A 15,003-nucleotide genomic window follows, 5' to 3' on the forward strand; every position below is an offset into this window, starting at 1 on the left:
CGCACGAGCAAAACGGTAGACCTCACCACCGACAAGGTTTTGTCGGTGCAACCAGCTGGATGAATTTCGGATACCCGATCCATCCGAAAGTTACACACTTGTGATTCCGCTGATCCGGGCCGCTAGGAAGGCTGGGCCGACCGCTCCGACACGCTGCTCGAACACATGTTTGATTCTTCGGTCGGGTGCGGTTACATTCAGTGGCATGAGCGACAGCAACGACCCCCCAGTAGCTGATCGAGCCGGTTCCGCTAGCGCATCCGAACGAGCCGCCGCTGACGGCCGGTTGCACGCCGTCGATGCCGCGCTGACCGAGCGGCAGCGCACCATCCTCGAAGTCATCCGCGCTTCGGTCACCACCCGCGGCTATCCACCCAGCATCCGCGAGATCGGTGACGCGGTCGGCCTGACGTCGACGTCCTCGGTGGCCCACCAGTTGCGCACGCTGGAGCGCAAAGGTTATCTGCGGCGGGATGCCAATCGGCCGCGGGCCGTCGACGTCCGCGCGGCTGATGACGCCGTGACACCTCCCAGCACCGACGTGGCCGGGTCGGACGCGTTGCCGGAACCTACGTACGTACCCGTGCTGGGCCGGATAGCCGCCGGCGGACCGATACTGGCCGAAGAGGCGGTCGAAGACGTCTTTCCGCTACCGCGAGAGCTGGTCGGCGAAGGGACGCTGTTCCTGCTCAAAGTCGTCGGCGACTCGATGGTGGAAGCCGCCATCTGCGACGGCGACTGGGTCGTGGTGCGCCAACAGAACGTCGCCGACAACGGCGACATCGTGGCGGCCATGATCGACGGTGAGGCCACCGTGAAGACGTTCAAGCGGGCGGGCGGTCAGGTCTGGCTGATGCCCCACAATCCGGCCTTCGATCCGATTCCCGGAAACGACGCGACCGTGCTCGGCAAGGTCGTCACCGTCATCCGCAAGGTGTAGCGCCGAAGCGCTGACGCAGGCCGGCGATCAGTCGGCTTTGACGAAGCCATTGGCTTGCGCGACGGCCTCGCTGGCGAACCAGATCTCGGCCAGGGTGTCGTGGTATAGCGCACTGTCGGGCGTGTAGTACAGACCGAACCGCGCGCTGGCCTTGATCGGGTAGCCGTCCGGCGCCCGATACGGGTCGTCGTCCAGGGGTAGGTGGATGGTCGGCCGCGCCGCAGTGTCTGCGGCCAGAGGAGCCTCGGCCTGCGGCGCCGCGGCATAGGCCGCCTCCGTCGCCGTCGGTGCGTAGCCCGGTTCATCCGCGGCGGCGTGCCGCCCCTTCCGCGGCTCGAAAGCGCCGACGACGGTATCCGAGGCGGCCGCGTCGGGTACCTCCTCTTCCGCGGGACCACCGCGGGGGTAGAAGATGTCCGGGAATTCCTGCTCAGGATGGGTTTCGGGCACCTCAGGCGCTACCGGACCCTCGCTGCGCGGCACCGAGGACTCCGCCTCGAAGGCTTCCGGCGAGATCGTTTCTGCGACCTCCGGCTCGGCCTCGACGAGCTGGCCGAAGGCGCCGCGCGTCACGATGGGCGTCGGGGTGGTGTCCACCGCGTCCGGATCCTCGTCACCTTCGAACTCGTCGTGTTCGTATTCCTCGAAGTCGGTTTCCTGCTCGGCACCGTGGGCGTACTCGTCGGCGCCGCGGGCGTAGTCGTCGGCGCCATGGGCGTACTCGTCCCCGTACTCGGCGGTCTCGTCGTGATAGTCCTCGGCACCCAGACCACGCCCCTCGGGACCGGCCGTGGTCCCGCCCCCTCTGGACCAGCTCACCCGCGGCGCTGCACCGTATTCCGGCACCTCGTGCTCTTCGGGGTGGTGTTCGACGGGCGGGAAGCGCTCGGAGCCGTAATCGACGTCGTCGTGCGACCAGCGCCCGTCAGCACCCGCATCGAACTCGTCGGCCACGTCACGGCCACGGTCGTAAGCGGGAGCTGCCCGGCCGGCGCGACGGCGGCGCAGGCCGAATACCACCAGCACTGACATCAGGATGAGCAGCAGCACCGGCACCGCCACCGCCAACCACCACCAGTGGAAGGTGAACTTCTTGCCGGGTGGCGGCGACGCGGACGTGCTGGGCTGGTTCTGTCCCGACACCTGCAGGCCGGACAGCAGCGGCGCGAGGTTCGCCGGATCGGTGGTGAAGGTGTTCTTCGCGCGGTTCCACGACACCTTGCCGCCGGTGAACTTCTGCGATACCACGTCGCCGTCCACCGCCTGGTCGCCGACGGGCGCGCCGAGTTTGCCGGTGGCTCCCTTGAGCTTGTCCCACGCCGCCTTCATGGCTCCGCGCACGACGAACGCGCCGTGATCAGGAGTCCAGAAGATCACCGGCTTGTCTGCGGCCGAGAACGTGGCGATCCGGCTGGCCGGCGTGATACCGCCGTCGGCCTCGTTGGCGATCGGGAAGCCGAGGTCGCTGCTGACCGGTCCGCCCAACGACTCGTACTTCTGCAGGATCGCCCCTTCGACGGCGTTCGCGCCGGTCGCCGGGCTGAAGAAAATCTTGCCGCCGTTGAACTCCTGGACGATGCCGTCGCCACCGATCGGACTCGGGCCGCCCTTCTTGGCCCCCAATGGTCCGTTCGCGCCGCCGGCCGCGCGCCACGCCATGTTGATGGCGGCGGTGGGATCGATGGGTATCTGCAGGCCTTTGAGTTGGTCAGCCAGCGCCGGCGGGTTGGTGCTGAACTCCTTGGTTTTCCTGTTCCAGGACACCTCTCCGCCGCTGAACTTCTGCGACGCCACCTCACCGTCGTAGGTTTCGTCCCCGGTCGGGGCTCCCAGCACTCCGCCGGAACTGCCGAGTTTGTCCCACGCCGCGTTCAGGGCGCCGCGGACCACGAACGCGCCGTGATCGGGGGTCCAGAAGATCACCGGATTGTCGCTGGCCGCGAACGTGCTGACCCGGCTGTCGGGTCCGGCGAGACCGGGTACCTCGTTGATGGTCGGGAAACCGAGATCACTGTTCGCCGGACCGCCCAGCGACTCGTATTTGTCCAAGATGGGGCCGAACATGTACTTGGCACCGGTGGCGGGGGTGAAATACATCTTGCCGCCGTCGAAGTCCAGAGCGAACCCGTCGCCGATGGGATAGACGTCGCCTTTTCTGGCACCCAGCGTGGATGACGCGCCGCCGGCCTTGTCCCACGCCGCCATCATCGCCGCCTCGGCGTCGCCGATCGGCGACGCGGACGCGGTAGGCGCCAGCAGCGCCAGGGCCAGCGCGGTGGCCAACGCGGCGGCCGTCAGGCCGCCTCGCGCACGCCCGACCAACTTGCTCAATTGACCCCTTTGCCCGTTCACCAAGCCTCCCAGCCGATGCCCTGCCCACCTGGCGAGCAGGCGGATTCACCGCCGTGGGCCGTTTCCCGGCAGCGATGCGCATCGCTTCCGGGCTCGCATAACTTTGCTCTAGCGATTGAGATATGCGAAGTCAAATCGTACATATTACGGAAACGGATACCGAGCCGATGTCGAAATGATGCCGTGCCGCGCTCATGTCGCGAGAAACCGCGCTGCGCCCCGGGCATCAGTTGGGTTACCGTGCCCGAGACGACATCCCGCCTGGCATGCCGGCCGATCTCGCGAGAGGAAATCCAGCGCGCATGGGTGTTTCCGGACTTGGCTGGGCCCTGACCATCGTGCTGATCGCCGGGTTGATGCTGTTCGACTATGTCTTTCAGGTACGCAAGACGCACGTGCCGACGCTACGTCAGGCCGCAGCCTGGTCGGCAACATATATCGGGATAGCGGTACTTTTCGGCATCTGCATCGCCGTACTGGGCAGCCCGCGCATGGCCGTCGAATACTTCGCGGGCTACCTGAGCAACGAAGCCCTTTCCGTGGACAACCTTTTCGTATTTCTCTTGATCATCAGCAGCTTCGGGGTTCCGCGGGTGGCGCAGCAGAAGGTGCTGTTGTTCGGTATCGCGTTCGCGCTCATCGCGCGCACCGTCTTCATCGTCCTGGGCGGCGCACTCCTGAACAACTTCAACTCGGTCTTCTACCTGTTCGGTGTGGGGCTGCTGATCATGGCCGGAAAGCTCGCCAAACCGGCAGAGACAGAAGAGAGTAACGCCGACAACCTGGTCATCCGGCTGGCCAGTCGCTTCCTGCGGACATCAAAGGAGTACGACGGCGACGGGTTGTTCGTCGTGCAGGACGGTCGACGGGTCATGACACCGCTACTGCTGGTGATGATCGCCGTCGGTGGCACCGATCTGTTGTTCGCTTTCGATTCGGTGCCGGCGATGTTCGGTCTGACACAGAACATCTACCTGGTTTTCGCGGCGACCGCCTTTTCGCTGATGGGTCTTCGTCAGCTGTACTTCCTGATCGACAACCTGCTCGATCGACTGGTTTATCTGACCTACGGTCTGGCCGTGATCCTGGGCTTCATCGGCGTGAAGCTGATCCTGGAAGCGTTGCACGACAACAACCTTCCATTCATCAACCACGGCAGGCCGGTCCCGGTCGTGGAGTTGAGTATCACGGTGTCGCTGCTGGTGATCGTCGCCGTGCTGCTCACAACCACAGCGGTGTCGCTGCTTTCGGCGCGCGGCCGCAGACAGAACGCCGTGAGCCGGGCCCGCCGGCACGCGCTCGAGTACCTGACCTCAACGCAGGATCCAGCACAGCGCGAAGCGGCATATGCCGAGTTGTTGCGGGCGGAGCGCGAAATAAACTCGCTGGCAGGCAAATACGACACGCGCGAGGATCAAGAACTCGCGGAGCTGCTACGACGCGCGCACGATGCGCACCGAGATGCGAGCTAGACGCTAGACACCGAGTCCACGGCCGATGATCTCTTTCATGATCTCGGTCGTGCCGCCGTAGATGGTTTGCACCCGGGCGTCGAGATAGGCACGGGCAACATCGTATTCGCGCATGTAGCCGTATCCACCATGCAGTTGCAGGCAGCGGTCGATCAGATGAACCTGCTTTTCGGTGGAGTACCACTTGGCCATCGCGGCCTGCTCGGCCGTCAGCTTCCCCTCCAGGTGCAGCGCGATGAAGTTGTCCACCATGATGCGTACCACGGTGGCCTCGGTAGCCAGCTCGGCCAGCACAAACCGGCTGTTCTGGAAGCTACCGATCGGCTTGCCAAAAGCCTTGCGCTCCTTGGTGTATTGCAGCGTCTGCTCGAGCACCGTTTCCATGGCTGTTGCCGCCATGACGGCGATGTTCAGCCGTTCCTGGGGCAGGTTCTGCATCAGGTAGATGAAGCCCATGCCCTCCTGGCCGAGCAGGTTCTCGGCCGGAACCTTCACGTCCGTGAACGACAGTTCGGCGGTGTCCTGCGCGTCCAGGCCGATCTTGTCGAGGTGACGGCCGCGCTCAAAGCCCTCCATGCCACGCTCGACGACCAGCAGACTGAAGCCCTGCGCGCCCTTCTCCGGGTCGGTCTGCGCCACCACGATCACCAGGTCGGAGTTGATTCCGTTGGTGATGAACGTCTTTGACCCGTTCAGCACATAGTGGTCGCCCTCTTTGACCGCGCGGGTCTTGATGCCCTGCAGGTCACTTCCGGTGCCCGGCTCGGTCATCGCGATCGCGGTGATCAGTTCTCCGGTGCAGAACTTCGGTAGCCAGCGCTGCTTCTGCTCTTCGGTGGCCAGATGCAGCAGGTAGGGCGCAATGATGTCGTTGTGCAGGCCGAATCCGATACCGCTGTAGCGACCGCGAGTGGTCTCCTCGGTGACGATCGTGTTGTAGCGGAAGTCCGGATTGCCCCCGCCGCCGTACTCCTCCGGAACCGCCATGCCCAGGAAGCCCTGTTTACCCGCCTCCAGCCACACCCCGCGGTCGACGATGTGCGCCTTCTCCCATTCGTCGTGATACGGCGCGACGTGGCGGTCCAGGAATGCCCGGTATGACTCCCGGAACAGCTCGTGCTCGGGTTCGAAAAGTGTGCGCTGATATTTGACGGCGCTGCCCATGGGTGCGACCTCCGGCTGTCATAGGTGGAAGACTCTTGCGCCCAACATATACCAACCGGGCGGTTGGTCGAGCGGGCGCGTCCGCCTGGTTAGGCGTCCGACCCGAATTGGCGCAGCGCGGCGGCCAGCGCGACCGGGACCCGCGCCTGGATTCTGGTGCCGTCGGCCTGATGGTCAGCCTGATGGACCCGCCCGTCGGAGTGCACCCGCGCCACCAGGTCGCCGCGGTCATACGGGATGACGACGTCGACGGCGGTGTCGGTCGGCACCGCGAGCTCGGCCATCCGCCGTCGCAGCGCGTCGATGCCGTCGCCGGTGCGGGCGGAGACGAACACCGCGCCGGGAAGTTCGTGGCGCAGTCGGGCCAGCATCAGGTCACCCGCGGCGTCGGTCTTGTTCACCACCACCAATTCCGGCGGCGCTTCGGCCCCGTGGTCGGCGACCACGTCCGAGATCACCTGCCGGACCGCGCTGATCTGGGCCAGCGGGTTGACGTCGGAGCCGTCGACGACGTGTACCAGCAGGTCCGCGTCGACGACTTCTTCCAGAGTGGAGCGGAAAGCCTCGACCAACTGGGTGGGCAGGTGCCGAACGAAGCCGACGGTGTCGGTGAGCACGAAAGGGCGTCCGTCGTCGAACTCGGTGCGCCGGGTGGTGGGTTCCAGCGTGGCGAACAGCGCGTCCTGGACCAGCACCCCGGCCCCGGTCAGCGCGTTGAGCACGCTGGACTTGCCCGCGTTCGTGTAACCGACGATGGCGATCGACGGCATATCGGCGTGCAGGCGGCGGCTGCGTTGGGTGTCGCGAACCTGCTTCATCGCCCTGATTTCGCGCTTCAGCTTGGACATGCGTTCGCGGATGCGGCGCCGGTCGGTTTCGATCTTGGTTTCACCCGGGCCACGAAGACCCACACCGCCGCCGCTGCCGCCGGCCCGGCCGCCGGCCTGCCGCGACATCGACTCGCCCCAGCCACGCAGCCGCGGCAGCATGTACTCCATCTGCGCCAGTGAGACCTGCGCCTTGCCTTCCCGGCTGGTGGCGTGCTGGGCGAAGATGTCCAGAATCAGCGCGGTGCGGTCGATGACCTTGACCTTGACGGCCTTTTCCAGCGCGGTCAGCTGGGCCGGCGACAGCTCGCCGTCGCAGATCACGGTGTCGGCCCCGGTGGCCAGCACCACCTCGCGGAGTTCCTGGGCCTTGCCCGAGCCGATGTAGGTCGACGGGTCGGGGCGGTCGCGGCGCTGGATCAGTCCCTCGAGCACCTGGGAGCCCGCGGTTTCGGCGAGCGCCGCCAATTCCGCCAGGCTGGCCTGGTTGTCGGCCGAGGTGCCCTCCGTCCAGACACCGACCAGCACCACACGTTCCAGGCGCAGCTGGCGGTACTCGACCTCGGAGATGTCGGTGAGTTCGGTCGACAAACCGACCACCCGGCGCAGTGCCGATCGGTCTTCGAGGGCGAGCTCGCCGGTGCTGGGCTCGGGCCCAGTGCGGTCAGCAAATTCGGGAAAAGACTCAGAATTTTTCATAGGCAATTAGCAATGTTGCACGCCGATTCGGCGTCATGCATCCGATTTAACGCTCTTGCGCGCGCCACCATTCCCCACTCACCTCGCCGTGCGCGACCAGCACCGACGGCCCGCGCAGGTAGCTGGTCGCTTCCGTGATGGTGACGGTGACGTCACCACCGGGCACCCGCACGGTCAGCACCCCGGTGTCGGCGCCGGTGGCCGCCAGCGCGGCAACGGCGGCTGCAACCGTTCCGGTGCCACACGAGCGGGTCTCGCCGACGCCGCGTTCGTGCACGCGCATGCGGACCAGGCCGCTGACCGGGACGGTGAGCACCTCGACGTTGACGCCCTCGGGGAACTGCGCAGCGTCGAACCGCACCGGCGCCGCGACGTCCAGCGCCGCCAGGGCGTCCACCGTGAGCTGCGGATCCGCGCACGCCAGGTGTGGATTGCCCACGTCGACGGCCACCCCGGTGAACCGCCTGCCGCCCACCACCGCCTCGCCGGTGCCCAGCTTGTTGGCCTTGCCCATGTCCACGGCGACATCGGCGTCGGTCGAATCGGCATGGTGCAGGGTGACCGGTCGCGGTCCGGCGAGCGATCCGACGACGAACTCGTCGCGTGACTCCAGCCCGCTGGCCCTCAGGTAGTGCGCGAACACCCGCACCCCGTTGCCGCACATCTGCGCCGTCGACCCGTCTGCGTTGCGGTAGTCCATGTACCAGTCGGATTCGCCGACCCCGTCGGGCAGCCTGTCGAGCACACCGGCGCCGCTCGCCGCACCGGCGGTGGTGACCCGCAGTACCCCGTCAGCTCCCAGGCCACGGCGCCGGTCGCACAGAGCGGCGACCCGGGAAGCGGACAGGTCCACCCGGCAATCCAGGTCGGGAAGCAGCACGAAGTCGTTCTGGGTGCCGTGACCCTTGGCGAACTTCATGGGCATCACCAGATCAGATTACGTGCCGCCAGGCCAGGATCACGTCGTCGACGGCATCCGCACCGCCCGGGTCGATCCACTGCACGCGGTGGTCGCGGCGGAACCAGGAACGCTGGCGCCGCACATAGCGACGGGTGCCGATGAAGGTCTGCTCCTGCGCTTCGCGCAGCAGCTGGGGCGTCCCGCCGGCATCCAGGGCCGCCAATACCTGCGCATAACCCAGCGCCCGCGACGCGGTGACCCCGTCGCGCAGGCCGCGGCCCAGCAGCGTGCGCACTTCCTCGACCAGCCCTTCGGCGAACATCAGCTCGGTGCGGCGCGCCAGCCGCTCATCCAGAATTGTTGTCTCGCAGTCCAACCCGATGATGACTGTGCCCCAGCGGGGCGCGCCGATGCGCGGCGCGGAAGCCGCGAACGGCCGGCCGGTCAGCTCGATCACCTCCAGCGCCCGCACCGTGCGCCGGCCGTCGGTGGGCAGGATGACGGCCGCCGCGGCCGGATCGCGACGGGCCAGTTCGGCGTGCAGCCGGGCAACGCCGATCTCGGCCAGCCGCTGCTCCCAGCGTCCCCGCACCGCCGGATCGGTCGCGGGGAACGCCCAGTTGTCCAGCAGCGACTGGATGTAGAGCATGGACCCGCCGACCACGACCGGCACCGCTCCCCTGCGCTGGATCGCTTCGATGTCGGCGACCGCCGCCTGCTGGTAGCGCGCCACGGTCGCCGTCTCGGTGACGTCGAGGACGTCGAGTTGGTGATGCGGTATGCCGCGGCGCCGCTCGACGGGCAGTTTGGCGGTCCCGATGTCCATGCCGCGATAGAGCTGCATCGCGTCGGCGTTGACGACTTCTGCCGCACCGCCGAGCCGTTCGATGACGTCGAGCGCCAATTGCGACTTGCCGGCACCCGTCGGGCCGATGATCGCCAGCGGTCTCACGGCTGCCAGACGCCGGCGAAGTAGCCCACGCCGTAGGGGGCACCACGGTAGAGCTCCTGGGCCGAACGCGGGCCTGGCCCGGCCAGTCCGGCCAGCACGGCGAACGCCACCCGGCCGAGGATCCGCTGCGGCAACCGGCTCAGCGCTGCGACATCGCCGCCGGCCAGCGCGTCGTCCAGGAGCTGCTGGGCGCCTTCGCCGGCGGGGTCGAAGCCGCCGGGCGCCCTGGCGGTCAGCGTATTGGCGCCGTCGGCCACGACCAGGACGCCGATCAGGTCAGCCTGCCCGTCGATCTCGGCCCGCAACTGCCGACCGCGAGTTACGGCCGTGACGGGGTCTCCGTCAGCCGCGTACACATGAACATCCACGGAGCCGTCTGGTCGCGCCTGGCCACGCACCCAGGCGGCCATGAGCGCGCAGAGGGGCAGGTCCTGGACGCCGCCGTCCGGTTTCGGCGCGAGGCTGACCGGGACGTCGACACCGAATCCGGCGAAAGTGCCGCGGCCGTCAGGACCGATGACGTCATCCACGTGACCGGTTCCGACGGCAACCCAACGGTTCGGCAGCACGGCCGCCGCGGCGACGACGGCGGCTGCCAGGTCGGCGATCTCGGCACGCGCGGCGCCGGCAAGTTCGGGAACAAGCACCGGCGCGCACGGAACGATGGCGATGGCGCTCAGCACGCGATCAAACTAACGTGGCCGCGACTTACCCGTCAGCAGCGGTGCTGACCGCGGCGCCTTTTTCCGGCCCGTCGGTCTGGTGCGCCTTCTCGGCATCGGCTTCCATTTCGGCGGCCTCGCCGCGGGCCAGTGCCACCGTCGCGGCGATCACCGCGGCCGCGGCGATGGCGAGCACGACACCTTCCGGTCCGTCCGCGTCCAGCGTCTCGCCGAGGACGAGGACCCCCAACGTGGTCGCCACCACGGGCTTGGCGACGGTCATGGTGGGCAACGACGCGGTCAGCGAACCGGCACGGAACGCGGACTGCTGAAAGATCATGCCGCACAGCATCACGACCAGCCAGGGGAAGAACTCCGGGCAGCTGACGGCGGCCCACAGACCTTGGTGGTGCAGAACGTCGACCACGCCCTTGGTCAGCACGGCGAACAGCGCCAGCGACGAGCCCGCCACCAACGCCAGCAGCGCCGCCGCCTGGGGCCGGCCGGACCACACCTTGGCGGCGACCACGCACGACACCAGGAGCGGTCCCATGACCGCTGCGACGATGATCCAGGTGCTCAGCGGCGCCCGGTCATGGCCCGCTGTCGGGTCACCGACGATGATTACCACGGCGAGCGATGCGGCCAGCACGGTGGCCCACAGCCACTGCTTACGGGTGATTCTGTGGTGGGCGAGGCGCGCATAGATCGGCAGGGCGAACAGCAGGGCGGTCACCTGCAGTGCCGTCACCAGCATCACCGACGCCCACACCAGCGCCATCGCCTGCAGGCTGTAATTGAGGACCGCGCACCCGCCGCCCGTCCACCACTTGGCGTCGCGCAGCGACATGCCGAACAGCTTGAGGTGGCCGACCTCTTCATCGGTGATCTCGTGAGCCGAGCGCTGCCGGATCACATCCCCAGTGGCCGACGCGAGCGCTGCAAATATCGCGATTATCGCGGCGATTCCGACCATTGACATGGCGACCCTCAATTCCCAATTTCGCCACCAGCGTTCCCGCGATGTTCGCCGGCAGTTCATCGAACACTCTATGGCTCTGCCCATGCTCTGAACAGTGATAATGCTCCGCCCAGACTTTCTGACCGAGCTGAGCTCCTCCCAGAATCAGCTGAGAGGCAGCTGTGAATGTCCGACCGGCGTCCTAGGTAACGGTACCCGCCCGCGCCCGTTCGCTATCACGTGCAATCCAACGGGAATCGTTTCGTTACCCGCGTCAGCTGGGTTTTCACGCCGCGCCCCGTCGCGGGACGCAGCCACGATCGGGCGGCCTGGCGGAAAAAGGCACCGGTGATCAGAAGGTGGCGGCAGACCGTCCGCCAAGCTGCTTGAATACTTGTTGGAAACCGGTCGGAGACCGCGGGGGTTCACCAGAGTCGCCGACCGGACGGGTGCCGCTTCGCGCGGCAGCTGCGCGGGAAGTCGACCGCGCTACTGGCAGAGGGTAGGTGACGAGCGCAATGACGGGTGAGCAGCCCAGCAGCAACGACGCAGCAACAGCAGAACCGGTCTCCAGACCGGTTCCGGGCCCACGGCCGGGGCCACGACCCGGTCCCCGGCCTGGCGCGGCTCCCCGCCCTGCCGCCCATGCGTCGGCACATCCGACGTCGACATTGCCGCACAGCGATCCGCACCGGTTCGGACGTGTCGACGACGACGGCACGGTATGGCTGCTCAGCGCATCCGGCGAGCGTGTCGTCGGTTCGTGGCAGGCCGGCGACGCCGACGCGGCGTTCGCATATTTCGGCAGGCGCTACGACGACCTGAGCACCGAGATCGCCCTTATGGAGGAGCGCTTGGTGTCGGGCACCGGGGATCCCCGCAAGATCAACGCCAACGCGGGGGCCCTGCTCGAGACCCTGCCAACGGCCTGCGTGCTCGGCGACATCGACGCGCTGGCCGGCCGGTTGTCCGACATCCGCGCCCGCATCGACGTCTACGTCACCGCACACCGCTCCCGGCGCATGGAGCACCGCGCCGCCCAGACTGCCCGCAAGGAGGCACTTGCCGCGGAGGCCGAGGATCTGGCTGCCAACTCGACGCAGTGGAAGTCCGCCGGAGACCGGATGCGGGCGATCCTCGATGAGTGGAAGACGATCACGGGCCTGGACCGCAAGGTCGACGACGCGCTGTGGAAGCGCTACTCGGCGGCCCGCGAGATCTTCAACCGGCGGCGCGGATCGCATTTCGCCGAACTCGACCGGGAGCGTTCCGGTGTGCGCCAGGCCAAGGAGCGGCTGTGCGAGCGGGCCGAAGCGTTGTCCGACTCCACCGACTGGACAGCCACAAGCGCGGAGTTCCGCAAGTTGCTGACCGAGTGGAAAGGCGCCGGCCGTGCGAGCAAGGACGTCGATGACGCCCTGTGGCGCCGGTTCAAGGCCGCTCAGGACTCGTTCTTCAGCGCCCGCAACGCGGTGACCGCGGAAAAGGACGCCGAGTTCCGCGCCAACGCCGCCGCCAAAGAGGCGCTGCTGGCCGATGCCGAGAAGATCGACACCAGCAACCACGACGCCGCACGGGCGGCGCTGCGCAGCATCGCCGACAAGTGGGACGCGATCGGCAAGGTCCCCAGAGAGCGGTCCGCCGAGTTGGAGCGGCGGTTGCGCGCGGTCGAGAAGAAGGTGCGAGACGCCGGAGAGTCGGACTGGGCCGATCCGCAGGCGCAGGCCCGTGCCGAGCAGTTCCGCGCCCGCGCCGAGCAGTTCGAACAGCAGGCCGCGAAGGCGGCTGCGGCCGGGAAGACCAAGGAAGCCGATGAGGCCAAAGCGAATGCCGAACAGTGGCGTCAGTGGGCTGATGCCGCGGCCAAAGCTTTGACCCGCAGGTCTTAGGGGTTCTTCGGCTCGCCGTCCCGCTCTTCGGTTTCCAGAGTGTCCAGCAGTGTCCTGGACTGGTCCTGCGCGACCACGCGCCGGCGCTGCTCCTCGGCGGCCAGTTGCACGATGGTGCGCTGCCACACCACCCGGGCCCAGTGGAACGTCAGCAGGATCACGGTGATCCACGCGACGAACAGCCCGATGCCGGGTCCCGGGTGGCCCGCCGGGGCGGTCTGGCGCGACCAGACAGCCAACAGGCCCGTGAAGCTGGCGAGCATGGAACCGGCCAGTGCCACCCAGGCCACCGCCCAACGCCGGGTCAGCAGGGCCAGAATCGAGAAGCCGACGCTGAACACCAGTGCCAGCCAGGTGAATACCTGCTGCGGCAGGCCGACCACAGCGGAATCGGCGCCGTGGCTCTTGAACAGCACGTCCCAGCCCCGCACGCTGCCGGTGTGCGGCAGGATGAACGATCCCAGCAGGACGAACACCAGGATCGCGACCACGAGGGCCCTGGCCCCCGGCTCGATTTCCCGCGCCACCCGGCGTTCGGCCGCCTCGAGTTCAGACCGGTAGGCGTCGAATTCCGCCACGAGAAGGTTCTCCGTTCGTTTATTGGCCGCAGCCGGCCGGCTGGGCCGGCGCGACAGGTGCCCCGATACCAGGCATACCCAGTCCGACACCACTTCGACCCGAGGCGTGCGCATCGCCGGCGCGGGTGCGCCGGTGCGTCAGGATGCCGGCGTCGGCGATGAGATGGTGGGGCGCGGCGCCGGTAACCACGGTGGTGATGACATCGCCGGGGCGCACCTGCCGGTCGCCGGCGGCGAAGTGCACCAGCCGGCCGTCGCGGGCGCGGCCGGTCATGCGCGCGGTGCGGCTGTCCTTGCGTCCTTCGCCGGTGGCGACCAGCAACTCGACGGTCTGACCGACCAGCGCGCTGTTGTGCTCCAGCGAGATCCGCTCCTGCAGTTCGACCAGCCGCTCGTAGCGTTGCTGCACAACGGCTTTGGGCAACTGGTCGGGAAGCTCGGCGGCGGGGGTGCCGGGGCGCTGGGAGTACTGGAAGGTGAACGCGGCCGAGAAACGGGCCTGGGCCACGACCTCGAGGGTGGCGGCGAAGTCTTCTTCGGTTTCCCCGGGAAAGCCGACGATCAGGTCGGTGGTGATGGCGGCGTGCGGCATGGCTGCCCGTACTCGTTCGATGATGCCGAGATAGCGCTCGGCGCGGTAGGAACGCCGCATCGCGCGCAGGATCCGGTCCGATCCCGATTGCAGCGGCATGTGCAGGGCCGGGCAGACGTTGGGCGTCTGTGCCATCGCCTCGATGACGTCGTCGGTGAACTCGGCCGGGTGCGGCGAGGTGAACCGGACACGTTCCAGGCCCTCGATATCGCCGCAGGCCCGCAGCAGTTCTGCGAAGGCACCGCGGTTGCGCGGGATGGCCGGGTCGGCGAATGAGACGCCGTAGGCGTTGACGTTCTGGCCGAGCAGCGTGACCTCGAGCACCCCGGTATCCACCAGCGACCTCACCTCGGCCAGGATGTCAGCCGGGTTGCGGTCGACTTCCTTGCCCCGCAGCGAGGGCACGATGCAGAACGTGCAGCTGTTGTTGCAGCCCACCGAGATGGAAACCCAAGCGGCGTAAGCGGATTCGCGGGCACTGGGCAGCGACGACGGAAATTCCTGCAACGCTTCGGCGATCTCGATCTGGGCTTCGTTGTTGTGCCGGGCCCGTTCGAGCAGCGTGGGCAGCGACCCGATGTTGTGGGTTCCGAAGACGACGTCGACCCAGGGTGCCTTACGCAGCACCGCATCCCGGTCCTTTTGCGCCAGACAGCCGCCGACCGCGATCTGCATGTCGGGATTGCTGCGCTTGCGCGGCGCCAAGTGGCTGAGGTTGCCGTACAGCTTGTTGTCGGCGTTCTCCCGGACCGCGCAGGTGTTGAAGACGACGATGTCGGCCTCGGCACCGTCGGCCGCACGCCTGTAGCCGGCCGATTCGAGCAGTCCGGCGAGGCGTTCGGAATCGTGGACGTTCATCTGACAGCCGTAGGTGCGTACCTGGTAGGTGCGGCCCGACTCGGCGTCCGCCGCGGCATCAGCTGGCGCGCCCAGAGCGCCCGCCGAGCCCGGTGCCACCGTCGAAGTCACGGAGCCATCGTACTGGCGCACAACGCAGGCCCTGGTTGTCGGCCT

The 15,003-nt window shown here is 67.5% G+C and carries 12 protein-coding genes; 3 read left to right on the forward strand and 9 right to left on the reverse strand.

All coding sequences use genetic code 11. From position 1 onward, the window contains the following. Positions 1–205 precede the first annotated feature (205 nt). Positions 206–940, forward strand: coding sequence for a transcriptional repressor LexA (gene lexA / locus ACNQS7_RS07820; protein ID WP_418012116.1), 735 nt, complete (start codon positions 206–208; stop codon positions 938–940). A gap of 27 nt (positions 941–967) precedes the next feature. On the opposite strand, the gene ACNQS7_RS07825 is transcribed toward lexA, so the two are convergent. Further along, on the reverse strand, positions 968–3,292 hold the full coding sequence (locus tag ACNQS7_RS07825; RefSeq protein ID WP_418012117.1) for an LGFP repeat-containing protein: 2,325 nt from the start codon (positions 3,290–3,292) through the stop codon (positions 968–970). Between the two features lie 302 nt (positions 3,293–3,594). On the opposite strand from ACNQS7_RS07825, the gene ACNQS7_RS07830 reads away from it, so the two are divergent. Beyond that, on the forward strand, positions 3,595–4,764 hold the full coding sequence (locus ACNQS7_RS07830) for a TerC/Alx family metal homeostasis membrane protein (protein WP_418012118.1): 1,170 nt from the start codon (positions 3,595–3,597) through the stop codon (positions 4,762–4,764). A gap of 3 nt (positions 4,765–4,767) precedes the next feature. On the opposite strand, the gene ACNQS7_RS07835 is transcribed toward ACNQS7_RS07830, so the two are convergent. From ACNQS7_RS07835 to ACNQS7_RS07860, 6 genes are all read right to left on the reverse strand, one after another. Further along, the gene (locus ACNQS7_RS07835; RefSeq protein WP_055578405.1) at positions 4,768–5,928 is read right to left on the reverse strand and encodes an acyl-CoA dehydrogenase family protein; all 1,161 of its coding nucleotides are present in this window, start codon (positions 5,926–5,928) and stop codon (positions 4,768–4,770) included. Between the two features lie 89 nt (positions 5,929–6,017). Further along, positions 6,018–7,454 carry a GTPase HflX gene (gene hflX / locus ACNQS7_RS07840; protein ID WP_418012119.1) on the reverse strand — a complete coding sequence of 479 codons (1,437 nt, stop codon included), beginning with the start codon at positions 7,452–7,454 and terminating at the stop codon, positions 6,018–6,020. A gap of 46 nt (positions 7,455–7,500) precedes the next feature. Then, complete coding sequence (gene dapF, locus ACNQS7_RS07845; protein WP_310786732.1) at positions 7,501–8,373, reverse strand: diaminopimelate epimerase; 873 nt, start codon at positions 8,371–8,373, stop codon at positions 7,501–7,503. A 13-nt stretch (positions 8,374–8,386) separates the two neighbouring features. Next, the gene (gene miaA / locus ACNQS7_RS07850) at positions 8,387–9,307 is read right to left on the reverse strand and encodes a tRNA (adenosine(37)-N6)-dimethylallyltransferase MiaA (protein WP_418012120.1); all 921 of its coding nucleotides are present in this window, start codon (positions 9,305–9,307) and stop codon (positions 8,387–8,389) included. Continuing rightward, positions 9,304–9,990: a hypothetical protein gene (locus tag ACNQS7_RS07855; protein ID WP_418012121.1), complete on the reverse strand. Its 687-nt coding sequence runs from the start codon at positions 9,988–9,990 to the stop codon at positions 9,304–9,306. Before ACNQS7_RS07855 ends, miaA begins: the two co-directional genes overlap by 4 nt. A 25-nt stretch (positions 9,991–10,015) precedes the next feature. Beyond that, positions 10,016–10,951: a DMT family transporter gene (locus tag ACNQS7_RS07860; protein ID WP_418012122.1), complete on the reverse strand. Its 936-nt coding sequence runs from the start codon at positions 10,949–10,951 to the stop codon at positions 10,016–10,018. A 497-nt stretch (positions 10,952–11,448) separates the two neighbouring features. Between ACNQS7_RS07860 and ACNQS7_RS07865 the strand changes: the two genes are divergently transcribed. Then, on the forward strand, positions 11,449–12,819 hold the full coding sequence (locus ACNQS7_RS07865) for a DUF349 domain-containing protein (protein ID WP_418012123.1): 1,371 nt from the start codon (positions 11,449–11,451) through the stop codon (positions 12,817–12,819). Here the strand turns inward: ACNQS7_RS07865 and ACNQS7_RS07870 are convergent. Then, positions 12,816–13,397 (reverse strand): hypothetical protein, encoded by a 582-nt coding sequence (locus ACNQS7_RS07870; RefSeq protein WP_418012124.1) that lies wholly within the window; start codon positions 13,395–13,397, stop codon positions 12,816–12,818. The genes ACNQS7_RS07865 and ACNQS7_RS07870 overlap by 4 nt on opposite strands. 19 nt (positions 13,398–13,416) lie before the next feature. Next, positions 13,417–14,922 carry a tRNA (N6-isopentenyl adenosine(37)-C2)-methylthiotransferase MiaB gene (gene miaB / locus ACNQS7_RS07875; RefSeq protein ID WP_418015926.1) on the reverse strand — a complete coding sequence of 502 codons (1,506 nt, stop codon included), beginning with the start codon at positions 14,920–14,922 and terminating at the stop codon, positions 13,417–13,419. Positions 14,923–15,003 lie beyond the last annotated feature (81 nt).

This window comes from Mycobacterium sp. 23 (assembly GCF_048287075.1).
Taxonomy (GTDB): domain Bacteria; phylum Actinomycetota; class Actinomycetes; order Mycobacteriales; family Mycobacteriaceae; genus Mycobacterium; species Mycobacterium gordonae_B.

Coding starts and splice junctions, on each gene's coding strand:
- ACNQS7_RS07830 (WP_418012118.1), top strand. CDS start 3,595: ATGGGTGTTTCCGGACTTGGCTGGGCCCTGACCATCGTGCTGATCGCC.
- ACNQS7_RS07835 (WP_055578405.1), bottom strand. CDS start 5,928: ATGGGCAGCGCCGTCAAATATCAGCGCACACTTTTCGAACCCGAGCAC.
- ACNQS7_RS07860 (WP_418012122.1), bottom strand. CDS start 10,951: ATGTCAATGGTCGGAATCGCCGCGATAATCGCGATATTTGCAGCGCTC.
- ACNQS7_RS07865 (WP_418012123.1), top strand. CDS start 11,449: ATGACGGGTGAGCAGCCCAGCAGCAACGACGCAGCAACAGCAGAACCG.
- dapF (WP_310786732.1), bottom strand. CDS start 8,373: ATGAAGTTCGCCAAGGGTCACGGCACCCAGAACGACTTCGTGCTGCTT.
- lexA (WP_418012116.1), top strand. CDS start 206: ATGAGCGACAGCAACGACCCCCCAGTAGCTGATCGAGCCGGTTCCGCT.
- hflX (WP_418012119.1), bottom strand. CDS start 7,454: ATGAAAAATTCTGAGTCTTTTCCCGAATTTGCTGACCGCACTGGGCCC.